Raw genomic sequence first — 20,702 nt, 5'->3', positions numbered from 1 at the left:
ACCGGAGCGCGTGCCAGATGCAGGTTTTCAGCAACGCCACGATCGCGGTCGTCGACGACGAAACGCCCGGCTACCGGCTGGTCGAGCACGCCGCGGTCGCGACCGACGGCGACCGGATCGCCTTCGTCGGCGCCGAGGCGGACCTGCCCGCCGCCTATGCCACTGGCGTGACGCACGACCTCGGCCGGCGGCTGGTGACGCCGGGACTGATCGACTGCCATACCCACATCGTCCATGGCGGCGACCGCGCCCGCGAGTTCGAGATGCGGCTGGAGGGCGCGAGCTACGAGGCGATTGCCCGGGCCGGCGGCGGCATCCTGTCCAGCGTCCGCAACACCCGCGAGGCGAGCGAGGACGAGCTGCTCGCATCGGCGCTGCCACGCGTCGACACGCTCCTGTCCGAAGGCGTCACCACGCTGGAGATCAAGTCGGGCTACGGGCTCGACATCGAGTCGGAACTGAAGATGCTGCGCGTCGCGCGCCGAATCGGCGGGCTGCGCCCGGTGCATGTCGTCACCACCTGGCTCGCCGCCCATGCGCTGCCGCCGGAGTTCGCGGGCGACCGCCCCGGCTATATCGACCAGGTGGTGCTCGCCGGCATGGAGCGCGGCCATGCCGAAGGGCTGATCGACGCCGTCGACGGCTTCTGCGAGGGCATCGCCTTTTCAGCAGAGGAGATGGCGCGCATCTTCGAGCACGCCAAGCGTCTGGGCCTGCCGCTCCGGCTGCATGCCGAGCAGCTGTCCGACCTCGGCGGCGCGGCCATGGCGGCCAAGCACGGCGCGCTCTCGGCCGACCACCTCGAATATCTCGGCGCGGACGGCATCGCGGCGATGGCAGACGCCGGCACCGTCGCTGTGCTTCTGCCGGGCGCATTCTACACGCTGCGCGAGACGCAGCTTCCGCCGGTCGCGGCGCTGCGCCATGCGGGCGTGCCGATCGCGCTTGCGACCGACTGCAATCCGGGAACCGCGCCCCTCACCTCGCTGCTCCTGGCCATGAACATGGGCGCCACCCTGTTCCGCCTGACCCCGGCCGAGTGCCTGAGGGCGGTGACCCGCAACGCCGCCCGCGCGCTCGGGCTTACCGACCGCGGTCTTCTTTCGCCCGGTGCCCGTGCCGATCTTGCGGTCTGGGACGCGCGACACCCGGCCGAGCTTTCCTACCGCATCGGCTTCAACCCGCTGCGGGCTCGCATCTTCGGAGGCCAGTTTGTCTGAACTCGTCCTGAACCCGGGCGAGGTCACCCTCGCCGAGCTGGAGCGCATCTGGCGCGAGGGGCTGAGCGCGCGGCTCGCCGAAAGCGCCCGCCCCGGGATCGCCGCGTCCGCCGCCCGGATCGCGGCCGCCGCCGGCGGCGGCCAGCCGGTCTACGGGGTCAACACCGGCTTCGGCAAGCTCGCCTCGATCAAGATCCGGCCCGAGGACACCGCCACCCTGCAGCGCAACCTGATCCTGTCGCATTGCTGCGGCGTCGGCGAAGCGGTCGAGCCCGAGACGGTGCGGCTGATCCTGGCGCTGAAGCTCTTGTCACTTGGCCGTGGCGCCTCCGGCATCCGGCCTGAGGTCGTCGCGCTGATCGAGGCGATGCTGGAAAAGGGCGTGCTGCCGGTCATCCCGTCGCAGGGCTCGGTCGGTGCGTCCGGTGATCTCGCGCCGCTCGCCCACATGGCCGCCACGATGCTCGGCGAAGGGCGGGCCAACTATCGGGGACAAGAAATGGCGAGCGCCGAGGCGCTTGCCGCGGCAGGACTGAAGCCGGTGGTGCTCGCCGCCAAGGAGGGGCTGGCGCTGATCAACGGGACGCAGGTCTCGACGGCGTTCGCGCTCGCCGGCCTGTTCGACGCCTTCCGCGCGGCCCGCAACGCCGTGGTCTCGGCGGCGCTCTCGACCGACGCGATCATGGGCTCGACGGCGCCGTTCCTCGACGAGATCCACCGGCTGCGCGGCCATCGCGGTCAGATCCTCGTCGCGAGGGTGACCCGCGAACTGATGGACGGCTCGGAGATCCGCGAGAGCCACCGCGTCGGCGATCCGCGCGTGCAGGACCCGTACTGCATCCGCTGCCAGCCGCAGGTGACCGGCGCCTGCATCGACCTCCTGACCCAGGTGGGGCGCACGCTGGAGATCGAGGCTAACGCCGCGACCGACAACCCGCTGGTTCTGATCGAGAGCGGCGAGATCGTCTCGGGCGGCAATTTCCATGCCGAGCCGGTGGCGTTTGCCGCCGACCAGATCGCGCTCGCCATCGCCGAGATCGGCGCGATCTCGCAGCGGCGCATCGCGCTGATGGTCGATCCCGCCCTCAACCACGACCTGCCGCCCTTCCTCACCCCCGCTCCCGGCCTCAACAGCGGCCTGATGATCGCCGAGGTCACCTCGGCGGCGCTGATGAGCGAGAACAAGCACCTGGCGACGCCCTGCTCGACCGACTCGACCCCGACCTCCGCCAACCAGGAGGATCATGTGTCGATGGCCGCCCACGGTGCGCGCCGGCTGAAGCGCATGAACGCCAATCTTGCCCAGATCGTCGGCATCGAGATGCTGTGCGCCGCCGCGGGCGTCGAGTTCCGCGAACCGCTGAAGACCTCCCCACCGCTGCAGGCGGTGATCGCGCGCCTGCGCCGGTCGATCCTGCCGCTCGAACAGGACCGCTACATGGCGCCCGACCTGACGGAAGCCGCCGCGCTGGTGCGCTCCGGCAACATCCTCGAGGCGCTGCCGCCGGCACTGCTGGCCGAGGTGCAGGCTTGAGCGGGTCCCCCGCGCTTCCGAGGGCCACGCTGTCCGCTCACCACCATACAGCGCTCGAACCGCACGCGGCGCACCATCCCTTCCAGCAACAGGCAGACGTGACCCGAGGAACCGAACCGTGAGCAACCCACGCCACAACACCCGCGACGTCTTTCCTCCGACCGGCACCGAGATCACCGCGAAGAGCTGGCTGACCGAGGCGCCGCTGCGCATGCTGATGAACAATCTGCATCCCGACGTCGCCGAGAACCCGCACGAGCTGGTGGTCTATGGCGGCATCGGCCGCGCCGCGCGGACCTGGGCGGATTTCGACCGCATCGTCGAGAGCCTGCGCGCCCTCGAAGCCGACGAGACCCTGCTGGTGCAGTCCGGAAAGCCGGTGGGCGTGTTCCGGACCCACAAGGATGCGCCGCGGGTGCTGATCGCGAACTCCAACCTCGTCCCGCACTGGGCCACCTGGGACCATTTCAACGAGCTCGACCGCAAGGGGCTCGCGATGTACGGCCAGATGACCGCCGGGTCGTGGATCTATATCGGCACGCAAGGAATCGTGCAGGGCACCTACGAGACCTTTGCGGAGGCCGGGCGGAAGCACTATGGCGGCGATCTCAAGGGCAGGTGGATCCTGACGGCCGGCCTTGGCGGCATGGGGGGCGCGCAGCCGCTTGCCGCGGTCATGGCCGGGGCCTGTTGCCTCGCCGTCGAATGCGACGAGACGCGGGCCGATTTCCGCATCCGCACCCGCTACTGCGACGCCAAGGCTCACAGCCTCGACGAGGCGCTGGCGATGATCGACGGCTGGACCAGGGCCGGCGAGGCGAAGTCCGTGGCGCTGATCGGCAACGCGGCCGAGATCTTCCCGGAACTGGTGCGCCGCATGAAGGCGGGCGGGCCGCGCCCCGACATCGTCACCGACCAGACCTCGGCGCACGACCCGATCCACGGCTACCTGCCGCTCGGCTGGAGCGTGGCCGAGTGGCGCGCCCGGCAGGAGAGCGAGCCGAAGGCCGTCGAGGTCGCTGCGCGCGCCAGCATGAAGCAGCACGTCGCCGCGATGGTGGATTTCTGGAACGCCGGGGTGCCGACGCTGGACTACGGCAACAACATCCGTCAGGTCGCCAAGGACGAAGGGCTCGAGAACGCCTTCGCCTTTCCCGGCTTCGTCCCCGCCTATATCCGGCCGCTGTTCTGCCGCGGCATCGGGCCGTTCCGCTGGGCCGCGCTGTCCGGCGACCCGGAGGACATCTACAAGACCGACGCGAAGATGAAGGAGCTGTTCCCGGAGAACGAGCACCTGCATCGCTGGCTCGACATGGCGCGCGAGCGCATCGCGTTCCAGGGCCTGCCGGCGCGCATCATGTGGATCGGCCTCGGCGACCGCCACCGCGCCGGGCTCGCAATCAACGAAATGGTCCGCAACGGCGAGCTGAAAGCGCCCGTCGTGATCGGCCGCGACCACCTCGATTCCGGCTCGGTCGCCTCGCCCAACCGCGAAACCGAGGCGATGAAGGACGGCTCCGACGCCGTCTCGGATTGGCCGCTGCTCAACGCGCTCCTCAACACCGCGTCCGGCGCGACCTGGGTGTCGCTGCATCACGGCGGCGGCGTCGGCATGGGCTTTTCGCAGCATTCGGGGATGGTGATCTGCTGCGACGGCAGCCAAGATGCGGATGCGCGGCTTGCCCGCGTTCTCTGGAACGACCCGGCCACAGGCGTCATGCGGCATGCCGATGCGGGCTACCAGATCGCCATCGACAGCGCCCGCGAACACCAGCTGAACCTGCCCGGGATTTTGTGACAAGCTTCGCGCGCTGTTGCCGACTGGGGCACGCGATGCAATGCCGAGAAGCGAAACCAGTCCAGCAAGGAGAAAGACATGATGTTTTCCAGAACCCTGAAATCCGCGCTGCTCGGCCTGGCCGTGATCGGCCTGGCCTGGCCGGCCGCGGCCGACCAGCTCTCCGACGTCAAGGCGGCGGGCAAGATCGTCACCGCGACGGACATGCACTACGCGCCCTTCGACATGTTGAACAACGGCACCTATGAGGGCATGACCAAGGACCTGTTCGACGGCGTCAGCAAGGAGCTTGGAGTCGAGCCGGTCTATCAGGATATCCCCTGGACTGCCGAGCTGCCGGGCCTCGAGGTCGGCAAGTTCGACATCATCATCGCGCCGGTGACGATCACGCCGGAACGGCTGGAGCGCTACACCTTCACGCTGCCGATCGCCGACGCCACCGTCGCGCTGGTCAAGGCCGCCGGCAACAGCGACCTGACCAAGCCCGAGGACATCAAGGACAAGACCGTCGGCGTCCAGCAGGGCACCGCGCAGTACGAGCAGCTGAGGGCCTTCGGCGAGAAGATCGGCGGCGTGACGATCAAGGAATACGGCACCACCGACGAAGCCTATGCCGATCTTGCCGCCGGTCGTCTCGATGCCGTCGCCGGCTCGCTGCCGAACCTGACCAATCTCGTGAAGGCCCGGCCCGAAACCTTCGCCATGTTCGAGACCGCGAAGTTCGGCGAGCCGAAATACTTCGCCTGGGTGCTGCGCAAGGAAGAGAACAGCGACAGCCTCGCCAAGGCGATCGACGCGGCACTCCTGAAGATGACCGACGATGGCCGCGTCAAGGCGATCCAGGAGAAGTGGCTGGGCAGCTACACCGAGCTCCCCCGCGAAGTTCCGACCAAGTGAGTCGCCGACGGACGGGGTCCTGACCCCGCCCGTCCTCGAAAGGGCCAAGGCAAGGCGCGCATGTTTTCGGTCGCCGTTTTCCTCGAGAGTTTCGAGCCGCTGCTCTGGGCGGCACGCTACACGCTGCTGATATCGCTGCTGGGCATCGCGCTCGGCCTTGTCATCGGCACGCTGATCTGCGCTGCCCGGCTGTCGCCCTACCGCTCACTCCGCGGCTTCGGCGCGGTCTGGGTCAGCTTCCTGCGCGGCGTGCCGCTCCTGGTGCAGCTGCTGGTGTTCTACTACACCCTGCCGGTAATCGGCGTGAACATTCCGGCGATCGCCGCCGCGGTGATCTCCGTCGGCATCTGCGCCAGCGCCTACATTTCGGAAATCTGGCGCGGTGCCATCGCCGCCCTGCCGAAGGGCCAGGCCGAGGCAGCGTTGGCGATCGGCATGCACCCGCGCGATCTCTGGACGCGGATCATCCTGCCGCAGGCCTTTGCACTGTCGCTGCCCGCTCTGGTCAACGAGCTGATCCTCCTCGTCAAGGCGAGCTCGCTCGTCTCGGTCGTCGGCATCCTGGAGATCACGCGCGCCAGCCAGGCGCAGGCCGCGACCACGTTCCGCCCGCTCGAGGTCTACATCGCAGCGGCCTGCCTTTACCTCGTGATCAATCTCTGCCTAGCGGCGCTGGGGCGCTACCTGGAAGCCAGGACGGCCGTCTGATGGACTGGAGCATCTTTGAACAATACGGCCCCATGCTGCTGCGAGGCTTCGGCATCACCGTCCTGTGCTGGTTCCTCGGCACCCTGTTCGGCATGATCCTCGGCCTCCTGATCGCTCTTCTGCAGCGCTATGCGCCGCGTTGGCTGCGCTGGATCCTGCAGGCCTATATCGAGGTCATCCGCGGCACGCCCTTCCTGGTGCAGCTTTTCGTGCTCTATTACGGCGGCCCGCTGATCGGGCTGCGGCTGGACGCGCTGCCGGCCGGCCTGCTCGGCCTGACGGTCTATGGCAGCCCCTATTTCGCGGAGATCTTCCGCTCCGGATTCCGCGCCGTGCCGTACGGCCAGATCGAGGCGGCCCGGGCGATCGGGATGCCGGAATGGGCGATCATCCGCCGCATTCTCCTGCCGCTCAGCCTCGTTTCCGCGCTCCCGGCCCTCGTCAATTTCTCGATCATCCTGACCAAGGAGACCGTCATCCTGTCGATCATCACGGTGCCCGAGCTGATGTACCGGGTGCAGCGCATGTCGACCGAGACCTTCCGGTTCGTCGAGGCGAACCTGGTGCTGGCGCTGTTCTTCTGGGGACTGGTCGAGGCCATCTCGTATGTCGGCCGCCGGATCGAGGCCGGCGTCACCCGTCACCTGATCGAAAGGCCGTAAGATGGTGCAAGCCTCCTCCGTCGAGATCCGCGCGGTCGAGAAGCATTTCGGCCCGTTTCAGGCGCTGAAGAAGGTCGATCTGTCTGTTGCGCCCAGCAAAGTGTGCTGCCTGATCGGCCCCTCGGGTTCCGGGAAGTCGACGCTCCTGCGCTGCATCAACTTCCTCGAGCGTTACGACGGCGGCGAGATCCGCATCGACGGCCAACTGGTCGGCTACAAGTCGCCGGGTGGCCCGAAGATGCCGGCGCGCGAGCTGCGCGCCATGCGCCGCAGCATCGGCATGGTGTTCCAGCACTTCAATCTCTGGCCGCACATGACCGCCCTGCAGAACGTGGCCGAAGGCCTGCAGCGCGTCCGCGGCATGCGCCGCAGCGAGGCTGAACCCCGCGCCGCCGAGGCGTTGAACAAGGTCGGCCTGGGCGACAAGATGGCGAGCCATCCGGGCCGACTGTCCGGTGGCCAGCAGCAGCGCGTCGCGATCGCGCGGGCGATCGCGATGGAGCCGAAGCTGATGCTGTTCGACGAGCCGACCTCGGCGCTCGACCCGGAACTCGTCGGCGAGGTGCTGAGCGTGATGAAGGCGCTTGCCGCGGAAGGGATGACGATGATCGTGGTGACGCACGAGATGGGCTTTGCCGCCCACGTCGCCGACCGTGTCGCCTTCATGGACAAGGGCGAGCTGGTCGCTGCCGACGTCCCGGAGCGCATCCTGCACCAGCCGGAGGATCCGCGCATCCAGGAATTCCTGCGGACCTATCACGAGCGCAACAGCTTCTGATTCTGCACCGCTTCGGGCCGGCACCGCTCGGCGCGATACGTCTTCGCCATGCATGTCCCGGCGGACTCTTCGTCACCTGCGGCAGAGCGGGACGGCCTCGCCATAGATCACCCTGTCTGACGACCAGCGATGCTGACTTCCGGGCAGTTCGGCGAATACCTGCCGCTCGCACCCAAAGGCGGCGCCGCTCCTCCCCCCAATCTGACTATGCAGGTCGTCCGCTGCCGTCAGACGCCCAGGGCTCGCCGGCGGGCGATATCGATGTGACTTTCAAGCGCGGCAGCCGCGGCCGCTTCGCCGCGGGCGCAAAGGGCATCGAGTACCCTCAGATGCTCGTCCATGACGGAGGGAGCGAGTTCGGTGAGCATTCGCGTCCGCTCCTGGCGGATCAGCCCGATCCTGATCGAGTTTACGCGGTAGACCTTCGAAAGGAGATCGTTGCCGAGAGTATCGATCATCCGGTCATGGAAGGCCCAAGCCAAGAACTGCGCCCGCTGCCGTAGCTCGGGCGTCGCTCCCGTCAGCATCTCCTGGCGGATGGCGAGGTGCTTTTCCCTTAGCTGGTCGAGCTCTTCCTGGGAGGCATTCCGGCAGAAGTTCACGACCGCTTCCCACTCCAAGATCAACCGGAGCTGGAAAGCGTCGCGAATGAGATTGATGTCGACATGGGCGATCTGCATCCCGCGCTGCGGGACCTGGGCGACCAGGTTGTCGTTGAGGGCGTACCACGGTCGGGCTTCGGCTGAGATCCTCTTCGCGCGCTGCGCGCAACCGGCCAGTGCGGGGCGGGTCTCCCGCTGCATTCCATTTCGAAGGGCAGCTGAACGAAGCCCTCCTGTTGCGACCGCTATCTGAGGCGCTTCGACGACCGCGGACCGATTTTCACGCACAGCACGAGCGCTTCTCAGTTGTTGACATACTACCATGTTACCGATAAGACGCTGCATATTCGGAGACCATTTCATCTCCAGCCTTGGAGGGCTTGATGCTAGCGATCTCGGTTCCAGAACCTCATCTCGTCGAGGTTCTCGAGCGAGAGGTCCCTCGGCCTGCGGCCGGTCAAGTTCTAATGCGCGTGGTTCGCGGCGGAATTTGCGGATCCGACATCCACATCTTCCACGGATCCAACCCCTTCGCCCGATACCCCCGCGTCATCGGTCATGAGTTTGCTGGCGTCGTCGAGGCAGTTGGCGACGGCGTCGAGGACTTCGAGGCCGGCGACAGGGTCGTTGCGGATCCGGTGATCGCTTGTGGCCATTGTTATCCCTGCCGCGTCGGACGGCCGAACGTCTGCGCCAATCTCGAGGTCATGGGCGTTCATCGGGACGGCGGCTTCCAGCAGCTGGTCTGCGTCCCGGCGACCAATGCCGTGAAGATCCCGGACAGGCTCTCCCTCGCCATAGCGGCGCTGGCTGAACCGTTCTCGATCGCCGCCAATGTCCTGTCACGAACCGCCTGCGGCCCCGAAGATACGGTGCTCATCTACGGCGCCGGCACAGTCGGCCTTACGGTTCTGCAGGTGGCGAAGCTGAAGGGCGCCCGGACAGTCATCGCCGACCCGGATATCAAGCGCCTGGAGCGGGCCGAGGGCTTTGGCGCCGACAGGCTTCTCATATCCGGTCAGGACGACATCCCGGCCAGCGTCGCGGGAGAGACGGATGGGCTGGGGCCGACGGTGGTGATCGACGGCGCGGGTGTGCCGCGCCTTCTCGACGAGGCCTGCCGCATCGCGAGCCCTGCGGGACGCATCGGGATCCTGGGTTTCTCGCCGGCTCCTTCCAACGTCTCGCAGCAGGAAATCGTCAGGAAGGAACTGACGCTGGTCGGCTCTCGCCTCAGCCGGCGGCTGCTGCCCGAGGTGCTGTCCTGGCTGGGTGACGGACGGCTGAAGCCGGGCGCCATGATCACCCAGACGTTCCGGGCCTCGGAAGTCGCCGACGCGCTGCGTCTGATCGAGAACTCGCCGGACCAGACGATCAAGGTGCAGCTCGACTTTCAGGAGTGAGATGCGGATGGCACCGATCCGGTGCAACCAGGCCGAAATGAGGACGGCCGATTTGAGGAGGAACAAGGCATGAGAGACTTCCCGATTTCCCGCCGCACATTTGTCGGCGGCGCCCTCGCCGCCGGTGTCACGTCGGCATCCATCATCAGGGCCCGCGCCGCCACGCGCACGCTGAAGCTCGGCCATCTCGCGAACGAGGAGAACAGCTGGCACAAGGCGTCGCTGAAGTTCGCCGAAGAGGTGAAGCAGCGCACCAATGGCGAGATCGAGGTGCAGGTCTTCCCGAACGAGCAGCTCGGCAAGGAAACCGACCTGATCAAGGGCCTGCAGCTCGGCACCGTCGACTTCACCATCACCGGCGAGTCCCTGCAGAACTGGACGCCCTACGCGGCGCTTCTGGCCGTGCCCTACGCCATTCGCGACCTCGACCAGATGAAGACGGTCGTCGATGGACAGATCGGCGAAAAAATCGCCAAGGCGATCCAGGAGAAGGCGCATCTCGTGCCGCTGACCTGGTTCGTCCGCGGTCCGCGCGAACTCACCTCGAACCGCCCGATCAAGACGCCGGCCGATCTGAACGGCCTGAAGATGCGCGTGCCGAACGTGCCGCTCTTCGTCTCCTTCTGGGAGGCGCTGGGCGCCAAGCCGACACCGCTGGCGTTCTCCGAAGTCTTCACCGCACTGCAAAGCCACGTCATCGACGCTCAGGAGAACCCGCTGGCCCTGATCCAGTCGGCGAGCTTCTACGAAGTCCAGGAATACGTGAACATGACGGATCACGTCCTCAGCTGGATCTATCTCGCCGGCGGCGAGCGGACGATGAAGAAGCTCACCGAGGACCAGCAGAAGGCGGTTCGCGAGGCGGCCAAGGTCGCCCAGGACTTCGAGCGTCAGCTGTTCCTCGCCGACGAGAAGAAATTCCGCGACCAGCTCCAGAAGGAAGGCATGACCTTCGTCGAGGTCGATAAGGAGGCTTTCGCCCAGAAGGGCAAGGAAGCGGTTGCCGCCTCGCTGAACCCCGAGATCGTGCCGCTCTACAAGGAAATTCTCGCCGCGAAATAGGCGAGGCCGCGATGGCGGCCCGGCGCCTTTCGCGTCGGGCTCCGTTTCACGCGCGGACGGCGCCCGAGGCGAGGCGGAGGCACGTCCGGGATGCGTCCCGCCACACGCCGAAGGGTAACCGCCGCAGGCGCTGCCCAATGGTCACCAAGGGGGGAGGCATCACGATGCAGAGGATACTCGCCGCACTGGTCGCGGCACTGGCCGGTCTCTGCAAGGCGGGAACGATCCTGTCCTTCGCAGTCCTGATCGCGGTGGTGACGCTTCAGGTGCTCGGGCGGTTGCCTGGGGTTTCCGCCCCTGCCTGGACCGAGGAGGTGGCGCGCTTCGCCCTGCTCTATCTCGTCGCCTTCTCCTGCGGCTTGGCGGCGCTCTACGGCGAACTCGTCAATGTCGACCTTGTGACCAGCGCCCTGCCCGCGGCGGCGCAGCGGGTCATCGCCCGCCTCGCCGACATCATCGTGATCCTGTTCTGCATCGTCATCATTCCCGGCGCCTACGCCTATGTCGCCAACAGCGTCGGCGAGCGCGCCCGCTCCTTCGACGTGCCGATGACGGTGATCTACGTCACGATCCTGATCATCCCCGTCGCGCTCGCCCTGTTCACCCTGGCGCGTCTCTTCGGCTTCGGCAAACCCATGCAGCACGAGGAGATGCTCTGATGCTGATCGCGGCGCTGTTCGGCAGTTTTGTCGTCTGTCTGCTCCTAGGGGTTCCCGTCGCCATCACGCTCGGCGTTGCCTCGGCGGTCTATCTCTGGCTCGCCGACATCGACCTCACGGTGGTGGCGCAGTTCCTCTATTCCGGCATGGACAGCTTCGTCCTCCTCTGCATTCCCGGCTTCGTGCTGGCCGGCAATTTGATGAACGGCGGCGGCATCACCGACCAGATCGTGCGGTTCGGCAACGCCCTTTTCGGGCACATCCGCGGCGGGCTGGGTCTCGCCAACGTTGCGGGCTCGATGATCTTCGCCGGCATCTCCGGCACGGCGGTCGCCGAGACGGCGTCGATCGGCGCCGTGATGATCCCGGCGATGAAGAAATCCGGCTACGGCGCCGCCTTTGCGAGCGCATTGACGGCGGCGGCCTCGACCGTCGGGCCGATCATCCCGCCCTCGGTGCCAATGATCATCGTCGGTACGCTGACCGGCCTCTCCGTCGGTCGCATGTTCCTCGCGGGCGCGATCCCGGGCCTGATGATGGGCATCGGCATGATGCTGACAGTCTACATCATGGCGCGGCTGCGCAAGTATCCGAAGGGAGCGTGGGCAGGTTTCCGGGAGGTCCTGTCGGCGGGCAAGGCCGCCTTCTGGGCGATCCTGATGACTTTCATCATCCTCTTCGGCATCGTCGGCGGCTACTTCACCCCGACCGAGGCGTCGGTCGTCGCCTGCCTCTACGCCTTCGTCATCGGGCTATTCGTCTACAAGGGGTTTCGGCTCCGAGACCTGCCCGGCATCATGCTGGAAAGCGCGATCGGTTCCGGTGCGCTGATCCTCCTCGTGGGCCTTGCCAGCGTCTTCGGCTGGATCCTCACGAGCGAGCAGATCCCACAGGCGATCGCCGCGGCCATGCTGTCGGTCACCGACAACAAGTACATGATCATCATCTTCATCAATATCCTGCTGCTGATCGTCGGGACCTTTATGGAGACGATCGCGGCGCTGATCATCCTGTTCCCGCCGCTGCTCGCCGTCGCGACGCAGGTCGGCATCGACCCGATCCACTTCGCGATGATCGCAGTCATCAACCTGATGCTCGGCCTGACCACGCCGCCGGTAGGCATCTGCCTGTTCGTCGCCGGAAATATCGGCAAGGTTTCCCTCAGCCAGGTCAGCCGGGAGATCCTGCCGTTCCTCCTCTGCAACATCCTCGTCCTGATGCTGGTCTCGTTCATTCCGGCGCTGTCGCTCTGGCTGCCCAGCCTGTTCTTCTGACCTCCGCACCGGCGCAGAAACGAGAAAAGCGTCCGACGCTGGCAAGGCGTCGGACGCTTTTCTCGTTGTGGAGTGTGTAGCGCTCGGCGGTTCGAATACCCGCCGATCAGGCCGCCGAATCTACGACCGGATGAGCCAGCGCGGCGATGACGCCGCGCAGCTCGGCCAACCCCTTGAGGCGACCGATCGCCGGGTAGCCCGGCTGCGCCTTGCGGCCGAGGTCGTCGAGAATGTCCTGGCCGTGATCGGGACGAAAGGGGATCGAGACATCGCCGCGCCCGGCATCGCGCCGCCGTTTCTCTTCCCGGAGCGCTGCCGCCAAGAGCGCCACCATGTCGGTGTCGCCGCCCAAATGCTCCGCCTCGTGGAAGGAGCCGTAGAGCCCCTCCATCTCGCGTGTCGTATTGCGCAGATGCAGGAAGTGCACCCTGTCGCCGAGCCGGTCCATCATGCCCGGCAGATCGTTGTCCGCCCGCACGCCGAGCGAGCCAGAGCAAAGCGTGATGCCATTGGCAAGCAGATCGACCGCGTCCATGACCGCCTTGTAGTGCGCCTCCGTCGACATGACGCGCGGCAGGCCGAGCAACGGGAACGGCGGGTCGTCCGGGTGGCAGCACAGCCGCACGCCGAGGTCGTCCGCGACCGGGGCAACTTCCTCCAGAAAGGCGATGAAGTGGGAGCGCAGCCGCGCCTCGTCGATATCGCCATATTCTGCGAGATGATGTCTGACGTCGTCGAGCGAGAAATGTTCGGCCGCCCCAGGCAGCCCGAAGACGACGTTTCCGGCGAGTTCCACCTTCCGGGCCTCGCTCATCGCGGCGAAGCGCTCCTCGGCGATCGCAACGACCGCCTCGGGGAAGGTCTCGCGGCTACCGGCCCGCTTCAGGATGAAGATGTCGAAGGCCGCGAAGTCGTAGACGTCGAACCGCATGCAGGTGCCGCCGTGCGGCAGCCGGTAGGCGAGATCCGTCCGGGTCCAGTCGAGGACCGGCATGAAATTGTAGCAGATTGTCTCGATGCCCGCGTCCTTCAGGTGCCGCAGGCTGGTCTTGTAGTTGGCGATGTGCTCGCGCCACTCGCCGCGCTGCTTCTTGACGTCCTCCGAGACCGGCAGGCTCTCGACGACTTCCCAGGCAAGGCCCGAGGGCGAGCCGTCCCGCCGTGTCGCGATTTCGCGATGCCGCGTCGCGATCGCCTCCGGCGTCCAGACCGCGCCGGTCGGAACATGGTGAAGCGCCGACACGACGCCTTCGACGCCCGCCTGCAGCATGTCATCGATCTGGACCAGATCGTTCGGCCCGAACCATCGCCATGTCTGACGCACTGTTCGTCTCCTTCGTGATCTACTCGAAATATGCGAATGGTGCGGCGGCCGAAATCGGGCGGGTCGCACCTGCCCTCTCGTGTCCGGCCACCGACGTCCATGCGTCGAAGGACATGTCTCGGCCGGTCAGGACCGTCCCTTGCCCGTGCGCACGAAGGCCACCGCCCGTGCCGGGGCGCCGGACCCGCCCTCGATCGCCAGCGGCAGCGCGGCAAGATGGCAGTAGGCAGGCAGCCGTCCCAGATTGGCGAAATTTTCGCCGACGAGGACGGCCGCTCTGAGAAGGATGCGGTGGGCGGGGAAGGTGGTGTTGGCGAAGCCGTCGATGGAGAGGCAGTCGGATCCGACGATGCCCGCGCGCCGTTCCACGAGAAGTTCGCTTGCCTCCGCCGACAGCCCCGGCCAGTCCGCGAGGAAGCGCGGGTGCATCGCCGGATCGGCCCAAAAGCGGTCCCAGCCGAAGTGAAACAGCACCGCGTCGCCCGCGGCAAGCGACCCATGGTCTTCCTCGAACCGGCGGATGCGATCCGGGACGACCAGCTCGCACGGAGCACAGTCGGTGCAGGAAATGGTCGCCAGACGCCCGAAGAAGCGCCCCAGCGGCATGTCGAGGATCGAAGCGCCGCCGCGCACGAAGTGCAGCGGGGCGTCGAAGTGCGTGCCGGTGTGCTCGCTCATCTCGAGCCGGTGATTGCAGGCGACGTCGCCGCGGTCGTAGGACTCGGCGATTTCCTGACAGAAGTGCGGATGCGTCGGCCAGGTCGGCATTCCCGGCTTCATCGGATGCGTGAGGTCGATCAGCTCGACCTCGGCATCCAAAGGGAATTCCATGCGATCCATGTCAGGTCGTTCTCCCCCGCGGCACCGCTGCGACGATGAGGATGATCAGGACCCCCGTCAGGAAGAGACGAACCCCGACCTCGATACCGAAAGTGTTCAGCATGGTCGCCATCAGGTTGAAGAACAGTGCCGCGCCCCAGATGCCGACCGCATTGGCCTGACCGCCGGCGATGCTCGTGCCGCCGAGGACGACGACCGCGATCGATTCCAGGAGATAGGCGTCGCCCATGTTGAGCGCCGCACCACCGGTGAAGCCCGCCAGCAGAAAGGCCGCAAGGCCTGCCATGGTACCGCACAGGATGTAGGCTGCAAGGCGCACGCGTCTGACCGGAATCCCGGCGAAGATGGCAGCCGGTTCGCTCTGCCCGACGGCGAGGAGCTGGCGTCCCCAGACGCTGCGCCGGAGCGCCACGGCCGCGGCCAGAGTCACGACGATCACCGCGAGCGGCATCACCTGGATGCCGGCGACGCGCCAGACGGCGAATTGCGACAGAAGAAGCGGCGGCTTCAGGGTCGCCTCGCCGCCGAAGTTGAACGCGAAGGACTGGAAGACCAGGCTCCAGGCGAGCGTCGCGATGATCGGCGGCAGCTTCAGCAAGGTGATGGCCAGGAAGTTGAGGAGTCCGGCCGCCGCGCCGACGGCGAGCGCGGCAAGCAGCCCGACAAGGACCAGATCGTCCCGTCCGCCCATCGCCGTCATCGAGACATAGGCCGAAAGGGTCAGGACGGACGGGATCGACAGATCGATATTGCCTGGGCCTGAGGCGATGACGAACATCTGCCCGGTTCCCACCACCACGCTGAAGGCGCCGAAGACGATGGCTGAGGACAGTGTCGCTCCGGCGCTGCCGAATCCGGCATAGGCAGTGGTCGCGATCCACATCGCCAACGCGAAGATGAAGCCGTAGGTCCAGGGCGCGGGCAAGGCCAGGCGGCGGGTCGTCATGACGGCTTGTCTCCCAGAAGCACGCGGCCGGCCAGAACGAGGAACAGGATGAAGCCCTGCGAACCGATCTGCCAGGTCGGCGGCACCTCGAGGAACGACAGGAGCGACCCCGCCAGCGCGAGGGTCATGGCACCGATGACCGTGCCGACAGGCGACACGATCCCGCCGGTGAAGGCGCCGCCGCCGAGGATCACCGCTCCGACGCCAAGAAGCGTATAGGCCGGAGCGATGTTGGCATCGCCGGAGGTGGTCAGCCCCGTGAGGAGGAGGCCGGCCAGCACCCCCAGGAAGCCGGATGCGGCATAGACGGAGACGCGGATGGCCAGCACCGACCAGCCGGAACGTTCCACCGCCCGCGGATTGGCGCCGGCACCCCGCAGCACTGCGCCGATCGCAGAACGGCTGACGACGAAATGCGCAGCCAGTGCCGCCGCTGCCGCCAGCCACAGAGGCAGCGGCAGGAGCGGCGGGCGCCAGCCCGTGAAGGCCGTCAGCCAGGCAGGCGCATGGCCGCCCGGCGCAGGCAGGATCATGACCGCAAGCCCGAGCCAGATGAAGGAAAGGCCCAGCGTGACGACGATCGAGGGAAGCTGGCGCATATGGATGAGCAGCCCGACGCCCCCATAACAGGCGATCAGGAGGACGTAGATCGCGACGGCGACGAGCGGCTGGTCGGCGAGATAGACCGCGCTGACGCAGGTGATCAGCCCGACGAAGGCGCCATTGGCGAGGTCGATGTCGCCCAGCATGACCACCAGCATCTGCGCCAGCGCTGCAAAGACGAGCGGGATCGCCAGCTTGAACAGCAGCGTGAAGCCGAAATAGCTCATCGCCGCGGGCCTGATCCAGAAGATGACCGCCAGCATGATCAAAAGCGCGAGCGCCGGCAGCCCGACGCCGGTCCAGCGCCGGAGCGGGACGGCAAGCGAGCGGGAAGGGCGTGGTGCGGCGATATCAGCCATTGCCGCCTCCGAACGATGCTTCGAGGATCCGCCCCGTCTCGATCGCCTCGCCCTCGAGCTCGACGACCGCCCGCCCCTCCCGGAATACGTAGATCCGGTCGCAATTGGTCAGTTCCTCAAGCTCGGTCGTGTACCACACGAAACACCGCCCCTTCTCCGCCTCAGACCGGATCATCCGATAGACTTCCTGCTTGGTCCCCACGTCGACGCCGCGCATCGGGTCGTCGAGGAAGACGACGTCGGCGTCCGAGGCAAGCGCCCTCGCGAACAGGACCTTCTGCTGGTTGCCACCGCTGAGCGACAGGATCGGGGTGTCGATCGAGGGTGCCTTCACCTGAAGCTTTTTCGCCCAGGTCGAGGCGAGAGCGCGTGACGCCTCGTCGGAGATCAGGCCGCCGCGGCGAAGTGTCTTGAGGCTCCGGACCGTCAGGTTGTCGGCGATCGACCACAGGCCGAACACGCCTTCCGTTCCGCGGTCGCCGGCAACATAGGCCACCGGCGTATGCCCCCGCTTCATCGATCGGTACACGTCGCGAAGCCGCTCGCGCTGCCCGTGACCGTCGAGGCCGGCAAATCCCACGATCTCACCGGCGCTCGCCAGAACGGGCTTGTCCTGCGTCAAGCCAGTTCGATGATCGACGAGGGGCTGGCCTGCCGCCACTCGCTTTTTCGTCTGGCGGTCCCTCGGCGCCTCGATGTGACCGGTCAGCTCGACCAGCGCCGAGCGGCTGAGTCCCTGGGTGGGGCGCGTCGCGACGATCTTCCCGTCGACCATGACGACGGCGCGGTCGCAGATCGCGATGATCTCGTTCAGCCGGTGGGTGATCAGGATCGACGCAATGCCGTTCGACGCCGACCGGCGAATGTGCGCCAGGAGCTGCTCGGTCGCCGCATGCCCGAGCGCCGAGGTCGGCTCGTCCAGGATGACGCAGCGAATTGGTTCTCCGGTCTGGGTATAGGCGCGGGCGATTTCCACCATCTGCCGCTCGGCGATCGACAGGCTCGCGACGACCTGATGCGGATCGATCCCGTGGCCCGGGAAAATCGCATCGAGCGACGCGGTGATGAGCGCCCCTGCCCGCTTTCTCCATCCGAGCCCGCGAAGGTTCCGGTGGACGATGCGGGTGTTCTCCGCGGGCGAAAGGTTGGCGCAGAGCGACAACTCCTGAAAGACGCAGCGTATGCCGCGGCGATGCGCATCCGCAGCGCTCCAGCGCACGACCGGGCTGTCTGCCAGCAGGAAATCGCCGTCGGTGCGTTGGACGACGCCGGCGAGGATGTTCATCAGTGTCGATTTGCCTGCGCCGTTGTGACCCACGAGACCGACCACCTCGTCCGGCGCCAACTCGAAATCCACCGCCTCCAGCGCACGGACGGGACCGTAGGACTTGCCGACGCCGCGCATCCTGACGAGGGGATGCGCGGCGTCGCGGGCCTGCGAGGGAGGACGAGCAGGCTCCAGAACTTTAGTCATTCGCAGACGCTCCGCCCGGATCAGTTCGGGGCGGGAATTGCGGGAAGCGGCGTTTTGCCGGCGTTCGCGTCGATGATCTTCGCAACGAGTTCCTGGGAATAATCGGCATTGACCACCCCGCCTTCGGGAACCGTCTCCAGCCAGGCATCCAGATCGTCCTGGTGGATCTGAAGCAGTGGCACCTCGACGAATTTCGGCACGTCTTTGCCTGCGAGGATCTGCTGCGCGACCCAGAAGGCCACTTGCGAGACACTTGGCGTCGCGCCGAGCGAGAAGGTCTCGTAGCCGGACGCCTCATGCTGCTGCTTCCACAGTTCCAGCTCGTCCTGTCGATTGCCCATGACGATGATCGGCAGATCCCGTCCCGCAGCCTTGAAGGCCTGCGCGGCGCCATAGCCGTCCCCGCCCTGGGTCAGGACCGCATCGACATCGGGAAGTGACGGCAAGATACCGGAAACCTCCTTCTGTGCGACCGTCGCTGTCCACTGTCCGTAGACTTCGCCGACCGACTTGTAGTTCGGATGGTCCGCCATCGCCTTCTCGACGCCCTCGTGGAGGCGCTTGTCGAAGCCGTCGCCCGCCATGCCCCGGATCTCGAGGATGTTCGCCGGCTTGTCGCCGAGCTTTCCGGCGATGAAGTCGAGCTCGGCCTTGGCATAGGAATCGAGATTGTAATCGACGACATAGGCGCAAGGCTCAGTCACGCCGCTGGCAAAGGCGACGACCACGACGCCGGCCTCGCAGGCATCCTTGATCGCCCCATTCAATGCAGTGTCCGATCCTGCGAGGACGGTAATGGCGTCATAGCCCTGCAGGACGAGGTTCTGGATCTGCGCGGCCTGCTCGGTCACCGAGTTGTTGGAACTGACGACGGTGGAACCGGCGATCTCGCCGTCCTTCTGGGCCTCCGCGGCAATTTTCTCGAAGCTTTTGATCATGACCTGCCGGAAGGAGTTTCCCGCGTAGGAATTGCTGAACGCGATCTTCTTTCCGCTGGTGTCGCCCTTGGCCACGCCCTCGTCGGCGCGGGCCGACGTTCCGGCCACGACGGCGCTCGCACAAAGCGCGCTTCCAAGCAGAAGCGTCTTGGCGAATGCGAGATGTCTCATGTCCTACCTCCCTGTGGCGGCGGGTCCAACGACCCTGCCGCGTTGCGCTCAGCGTTCTCGTCACGCCCCCACCGCGATCCTCCCGGTCCGAAACATCAAGGACCAGATCCCGGCCATCCGCGTCTGAATGCGGATCCTCCGAAGCCTCGTCGCGCCAGCCGGACAGTCACCGCCGGGCACGTCAGACCCACAGCTAAACACTGCCATGGTAGCATGTCAATTGCGGCTTGACCTCGCGTGTGCAGATGCCTCAGATGGACGCTCGCGCCGCCAAGTTCGGATTGGGAATGGGATCGACGACAACTCCAGCGGACGATCGTTCGACACCTGCGGGCACCGCGCTCCAGAAGCGAACCGCCGCCAGCAGGATCTTCGCGCCGATCAATCATCGTCAGCCGATCACCCCGCAGATCCACGAGGCGCTGCGCCGCGCCATCACCACACTTGCCGTGCTTCCATCTGAGAGCTTCAGCGAGAAGGAGCTCTCAATAGAGCTGGGCGTGAGCCGGACGCCGGTCCGGGAGGCGCTGATCCGTCTCGCCGATGAGGGCCTGATCGACATCCTCCCGCAACGGGGGAGTTTCGTCGCACCGATACGGCTTCAGGACGTGGAGGAAGCGCAGTTCATTCGAGAGGCGCTCGAGGTTTCGGTGGTTCGCCGTATGACGGGCCGGTGTTCGGCCAGCTTTCTGGCGACGGCACGCGCAAATCTGGCAGAACAAGCCAAGGCTGTCGCTCATTCCGACCGCGACTTGTTTCTGGATCTCGACGAAAAGCTGCACCGCAGTTTTTGCGAGGAGGCCGGGCTGCCCAAGAGTTGGCGCGTCATCCAGAGCGTCAAGCTGCAGATGGATCGCGTGCGCTATCTGAGCCTTCCGAAGGAAGGCCACCTCGAGGAGCTTTACGAACAACATGTCAGGATACTGGCCGCGATTGAGGCTGGAGATCGCGATGAGGCGGCCGCCTGCATGACGGTCCACCTGAAGGAGATACTGCGAACCCTGCGTCGTCTGCACGGCGAACGGCCAGAACTGTTCGAGACCTGAACACTTGAGGGTCGTCAGGCTGGCAGACCGATCGCAGGGACGGCGCCCATCTGCCGTTCCATATCTATCAATCTCCCCAGACCGGTTCGGTCGATATCCGTCTCCCGGTGGTCTTGGTGGTCCGTCAATCGACGACGCGGGCTTCAGGCCTGGGGGGTTCATGACGCTGCCTGCCGCAGGACGCCGCACATCCCGGCGATCTGGGCGAACATCTTCGCACTTGCGGCGCCCGCATCGACTGCGCGCGTGTGTCGACGCCCTTGATTCTCGCGAAGCGCCCGGACCGGCGCGGCGTCCTTCTGTTCGCGAGCTGTGATTTCGGGGGGAAATCATTCTCGACCCAATCACATTTATAGCCAGATCGCATAAATCCGATTTGCAAAAACAATTTGGCCTCAGGCGCC

19 protein-coding genes are annotated in these 20,702 nt (G+C 66.2%); 12 read left to right on the top strand and 7 right to left on the bottom strand.

The features are described 5' to 3' along the window. The first annotated feature begins 17 nt into the window (after positions 1–17). From hutI to LH400_RS21265, 7 genes are all read left to right on the top strand, one after another. Positions 18–1,220, top strand: coding sequence for an imidazolonepropionase (gene hutI / locus LH400_RS21295; RefSeq protein ID WP_229155355.1), 1,203 nt, complete (start codon positions 18–20; stop codon positions 1,218–1,220). Continuing rightward, entirely contained in the window at positions 1,213–2,754 is a 1,542-nt protein-coding gene (gene hutH, locus LH400_RS21290) for a histidine ammonia-lyase (RefSeq protein WP_229155353.1), read from the top strand. The genes hutI and hutH overlap by 8 nt, the downstream gene beginning before the upstream one ends. A gap of 118 nt (positions 2,755–2,872) precedes the next feature. Beyond that, positions 2,873–4,552: a urocanate hydratase gene (gene hutU / locus LH400_RS21285; protein WP_229155351.1), complete on the top strand. Its 1,680-nt coding sequence runs from the start codon at positions 2,873–2,875 to the stop codon at positions 4,550–4,552. A 78-nt stretch (positions 4,553–4,630) separates the two neighbouring features. Continuing rightward, complete coding sequence (locus tag LH400_RS21280; RefSeq protein ID WP_229155349.1) at positions 4,631–5,449, top strand: transporter substrate-binding domain-containing protein; 819 nt, start codon at positions 4,631–4,633, stop codon at positions 5,447–5,449. A 60-nt stretch (positions 5,450–5,509) separates the two neighbouring features. Beyond that, complete coding sequence (locus LH400_RS21275) at positions 5,510–6,157, top strand: amino acid ABC transporter permease (protein WP_229155348.1); 648 nt, start codon at positions 5,510–5,512, stop codon at positions 6,155–6,157. After that, positions 6,157–6,819 carry an amino acid ABC transporter permease gene (locus tag LH400_RS21270; RefSeq protein WP_229155346.1) on the top strand — a complete coding sequence of 221 codons (663 nt, stop codon included), beginning with the start codon at positions 6,157–6,159 and terminating at the stop codon, positions 6,817–6,819. The genes LH400_RS21275 and LH400_RS21270 overlap by 1 nt, the downstream gene beginning before the upstream one ends. A 1-nt stretch (position 6,820) precedes the next feature. Beyond that, the gene (locus LH400_RS21265) at positions 6,821–7,597 is read left to right on the top strand and encodes an amino acid ABC transporter ATP-binding protein (RefSeq protein WP_229155345.1); all 777 of its coding nucleotides are present in this window, start codon (positions 6,821–6,823) and stop codon (positions 7,595–7,597) included. A gap of 227 nt (positions 7,598–7,824) precedes the next feature. Here LH400_RS21265 and LH400_RS21260 read toward each other — a convergent pair whose 3' ends face one another. Further along, positions 7,825–8,544: a GntR family transcriptional regulator gene (locus tag LH400_RS21260; RefSeq protein WP_229155344.1), complete on the bottom strand. Its 720-nt coding sequence runs from the start codon at positions 8,542–8,544 to the stop codon at positions 7,825–7,827. A 38-nt stretch (positions 8,545–8,582) separates the two neighbouring features. On the opposite strand from LH400_RS21260, the gene LH400_RS21255 reads away from it, so the two are divergent. The 4 genes from LH400_RS21255 (at position 8,583) to LH400_RS21240 (ending at position 12,597) form a co-directional block, all read left to right on the top strand. After that, positions 8,583–9,602: a Zn-dependent oxidoreductase gene (locus tag LH400_RS21255; protein ID WP_229155343.1), complete on the top strand. Its 1,020-nt coding sequence runs from the start codon at positions 8,583–8,585 to the stop codon at positions 9,600–9,602. A 69-nt stretch (positions 9,603–9,671) separates the two neighbouring features. Continuing rightward, positions 9,672–10,664: a TRAP transporter substrate-binding protein gene (locus LH400_RS21250; RefSeq protein WP_229155342.1), complete on the top strand. Its 993-nt coding sequence runs from the start codon at positions 9,672–9,674 to the stop codon at positions 10,662–10,664. Between the two features lie 164 nt (positions 10,665–10,828). Next, positions 10,829–11,323 (top strand): TRAP transporter small permease, encoded by a 495-nt coding sequence (locus LH400_RS21245; protein ID WP_229155341.1) that lies wholly within the window; start codon positions 10,829–10,831, stop codon positions 11,321–11,323. Beyond that, positions 11,323–12,597 (top strand): TRAP transporter large permease, encoded by a 1,275-nt coding sequence (locus LH400_RS21240; protein ID WP_229155340.1) that lies wholly within the window; start codon positions 11,323–11,325, stop codon positions 12,595–12,597. Before LH400_RS21245 ends, LH400_RS21240 begins: the two co-directional genes overlap by 1 nt. A gap of 106 nt (positions 12,598–12,703) precedes the next feature. Here LH400_RS21240 and uxuA read toward each other — a convergent pair whose 3' ends face one another. The 6 genes from uxuA to LH400_RS21210 form a co-directional block, all read right to left on the bottom strand. Next, positions 12,704–13,921 (bottom strand): mannonate dehydratase, encoded by a 1,218-nt coding sequence (gene uxuA / locus LH400_RS21235; protein WP_229155339.1) that lies wholly within the window; start codon positions 13,919–13,921, stop codon positions 12,704–12,706. Between the two features lie 126 nt (positions 13,922–14,047). Then, positions 14,048–14,752 (bottom strand): cyclase family protein, encoded by a 705-nt coding sequence (locus LH400_RS21230; protein ID WP_229155338.1) that lies wholly within the window; start codon positions 14,750–14,752, stop codon positions 14,048–14,050. Between the two features lie 10 nt (positions 14,753–14,762). Further along, on the bottom strand, positions 14,763–15,707 hold the full coding sequence (locus tag LH400_RS21225) for an ABC transporter permease (RefSeq protein ID WP_229155336.1): 945 nt from the start codon (positions 15,705–15,707) through the stop codon (positions 14,763–14,765). Further along, positions 15,704–16,573 (bottom strand): ABC transporter permease, encoded by an 870-nt coding sequence (locus tag LH400_RS21220; RefSeq protein WP_229155417.1) that lies wholly within the window; start codon positions 16,571–16,573, stop codon positions 15,704–15,706. Before LH400_RS21220 ends, LH400_RS21225 begins: the two co-directional genes overlap by 4 nt. A gap of 88 nt (positions 16,574–16,661) precedes the next feature. After that, the gene (locus LH400_RS21215; RefSeq protein ID WP_229155335.1) at positions 16,662–18,143 is read right to left on the bottom strand and encodes a sugar ABC transporter ATP-binding protein; all 1,482 of its coding nucleotides are present in this window, start codon (positions 18,141–18,143) and stop codon (positions 16,662–16,664) included. Positions 18,144–18,163: 20 nt separating this feature from the next. Next, positions 18,164–19,252, bottom strand: a complete 1,089-nt coding sequence (locus tag LH400_RS21210; RefSeq protein ID WP_229155334.1) for an ABC transporter substrate-binding protein — start codon at positions 19,250–19,252, stop codon at positions 18,164–18,166. Positions 19,253–19,506: 254 nt separating this feature from the next. On the opposite strand from LH400_RS21210, the gene LH400_RS21205 reads away from it, so the two are divergent. Then, the gene (locus LH400_RS21205) at positions 19,507–20,298 is read left to right on the top strand and encodes a GntR family transcriptional regulator (RefSeq protein ID WP_229155333.1); all 792 of its coding nucleotides are present in this window, start codon (positions 19,507–19,509) and stop codon (positions 20,296–20,298) included. The last annotated feature ends 404 nt before the right edge of the window (positions 20,299–20,702 follow it).

It is taken from the genome of Jiella soli, assembly GCF_020615385.1.
Taxonomy (GTDB): domain Bacteria; phylum Pseudomonadota; class Alphaproteobacteria; order Rhizobiales; family Rhizobiaceae; genus VKMB-3413.
Note: the sequence above shows the minus strand (reverse complement) of the source record. Positions and strands in the feature narration are given on the sequence as shown.

Coding starts and splice junctions, on each gene's coding strand:
- hutI (WP_229155355.1), top strand. CDS start 18: ATGCAGGTTTTCAGCAACGCCACGATCGCGGTCGTCGACGACGAAACG.
- LH400_RS21280 (WP_229155349.1), top strand. CDS start 4,631: ATGATGTTTTCCAGAACCCTGAAATCCGCGCTGCTCGGCCTGGCCGTG.
- LH400_RS21275 (WP_229155348.1), top strand. CDS start 5,510: ATGTTTTCGGTCGCCGTTTTCCTCGAGAGTTTCGAGCCGCTGCTCTGG.
- LH400_RS21270 (WP_229155346.1), top strand. CDS start 6,157: ATGGACTGGAGCATCTTTGAACAATACGGCCCCATGCTGCTGCGAGGC.
- LH400_RS21265 (WP_229155345.1), top strand. CDS start 6,821: ATGGTGCAAGCCTCCTCCGTCGAGATCCGCGCGGTCGAGAAGCATTTC.
- LH400_RS21260 (WP_229155344.1), bottom strand. CDS start 8,544: ATGCAGCGTCTTATCGGTAACATGGTAGTATGTCAACAACTGAGAAGC.
- LH400_RS21255 (WP_229155343.1), top strand. CDS start 8,583: ATGCTAGCGATCTCGGTTCCAGAACCTCATCTCGTCGAGGTTCTCGAG.
- LH400_RS21250 (WP_229155342.1), top strand. CDS start 9,672: ATGAGAGACTTCCCGATTTCCCGCCGCACATTTGTCGGCGGCGCCCTC.
- LH400_RS21245 (WP_229155341.1), top strand. CDS start 10,829: ATGCAGAGGATACTCGCCGCACTGGTCGCGGCACTGGCCGGTCTCTGC.
- LH400_RS21240 (WP_229155340.1), top strand. CDS start 11,323: ATGCTGATCGCGGCGCTGTTCGGCAGTTTTGTCGTCTGTCTGCTCCTA.
- LH400_RS21230 (WP_229155338.1), bottom strand. CDS start 14,752: ATGGAATTCCCTTTGGATGCCGAGGTCGAGCTGATCGACCTCACGCAT.
- LH400_RS21225 (WP_229155336.1), bottom strand. CDS start 15,707: ATGACGACCCGCCGCCTGGCCTTGCCCGCGCCCTGGACCTACGGCTTC.
- LH400_RS21220 (WP_229155417.1), bottom strand. CDS start 16,573: ATGCTGGCGGTCATCTTCTGGATCAGGCCCGCGGCGATGAGCTATTTC.
- LH400_RS21215 (WP_229155335.1), bottom strand. CDS start 18,143: ATGACTAAAGTTCTGGAGCCTGCTCGTCCTCCCTCGCAGGCCCGCGAC.
- LH400_RS21210 (WP_229155334.1), bottom strand. CDS start 19,252: ATGAGACATCTCGCATTCGCCAAGACGCTTCTGCTTGGAAGCGCGCTT.
- LH400_RS21205 (WP_229155333.1), top strand. CDS start 19,507: ATGGACGCTCGCGCCGCCAAGTTCGGATTGGGAATGGGATCGACGACA.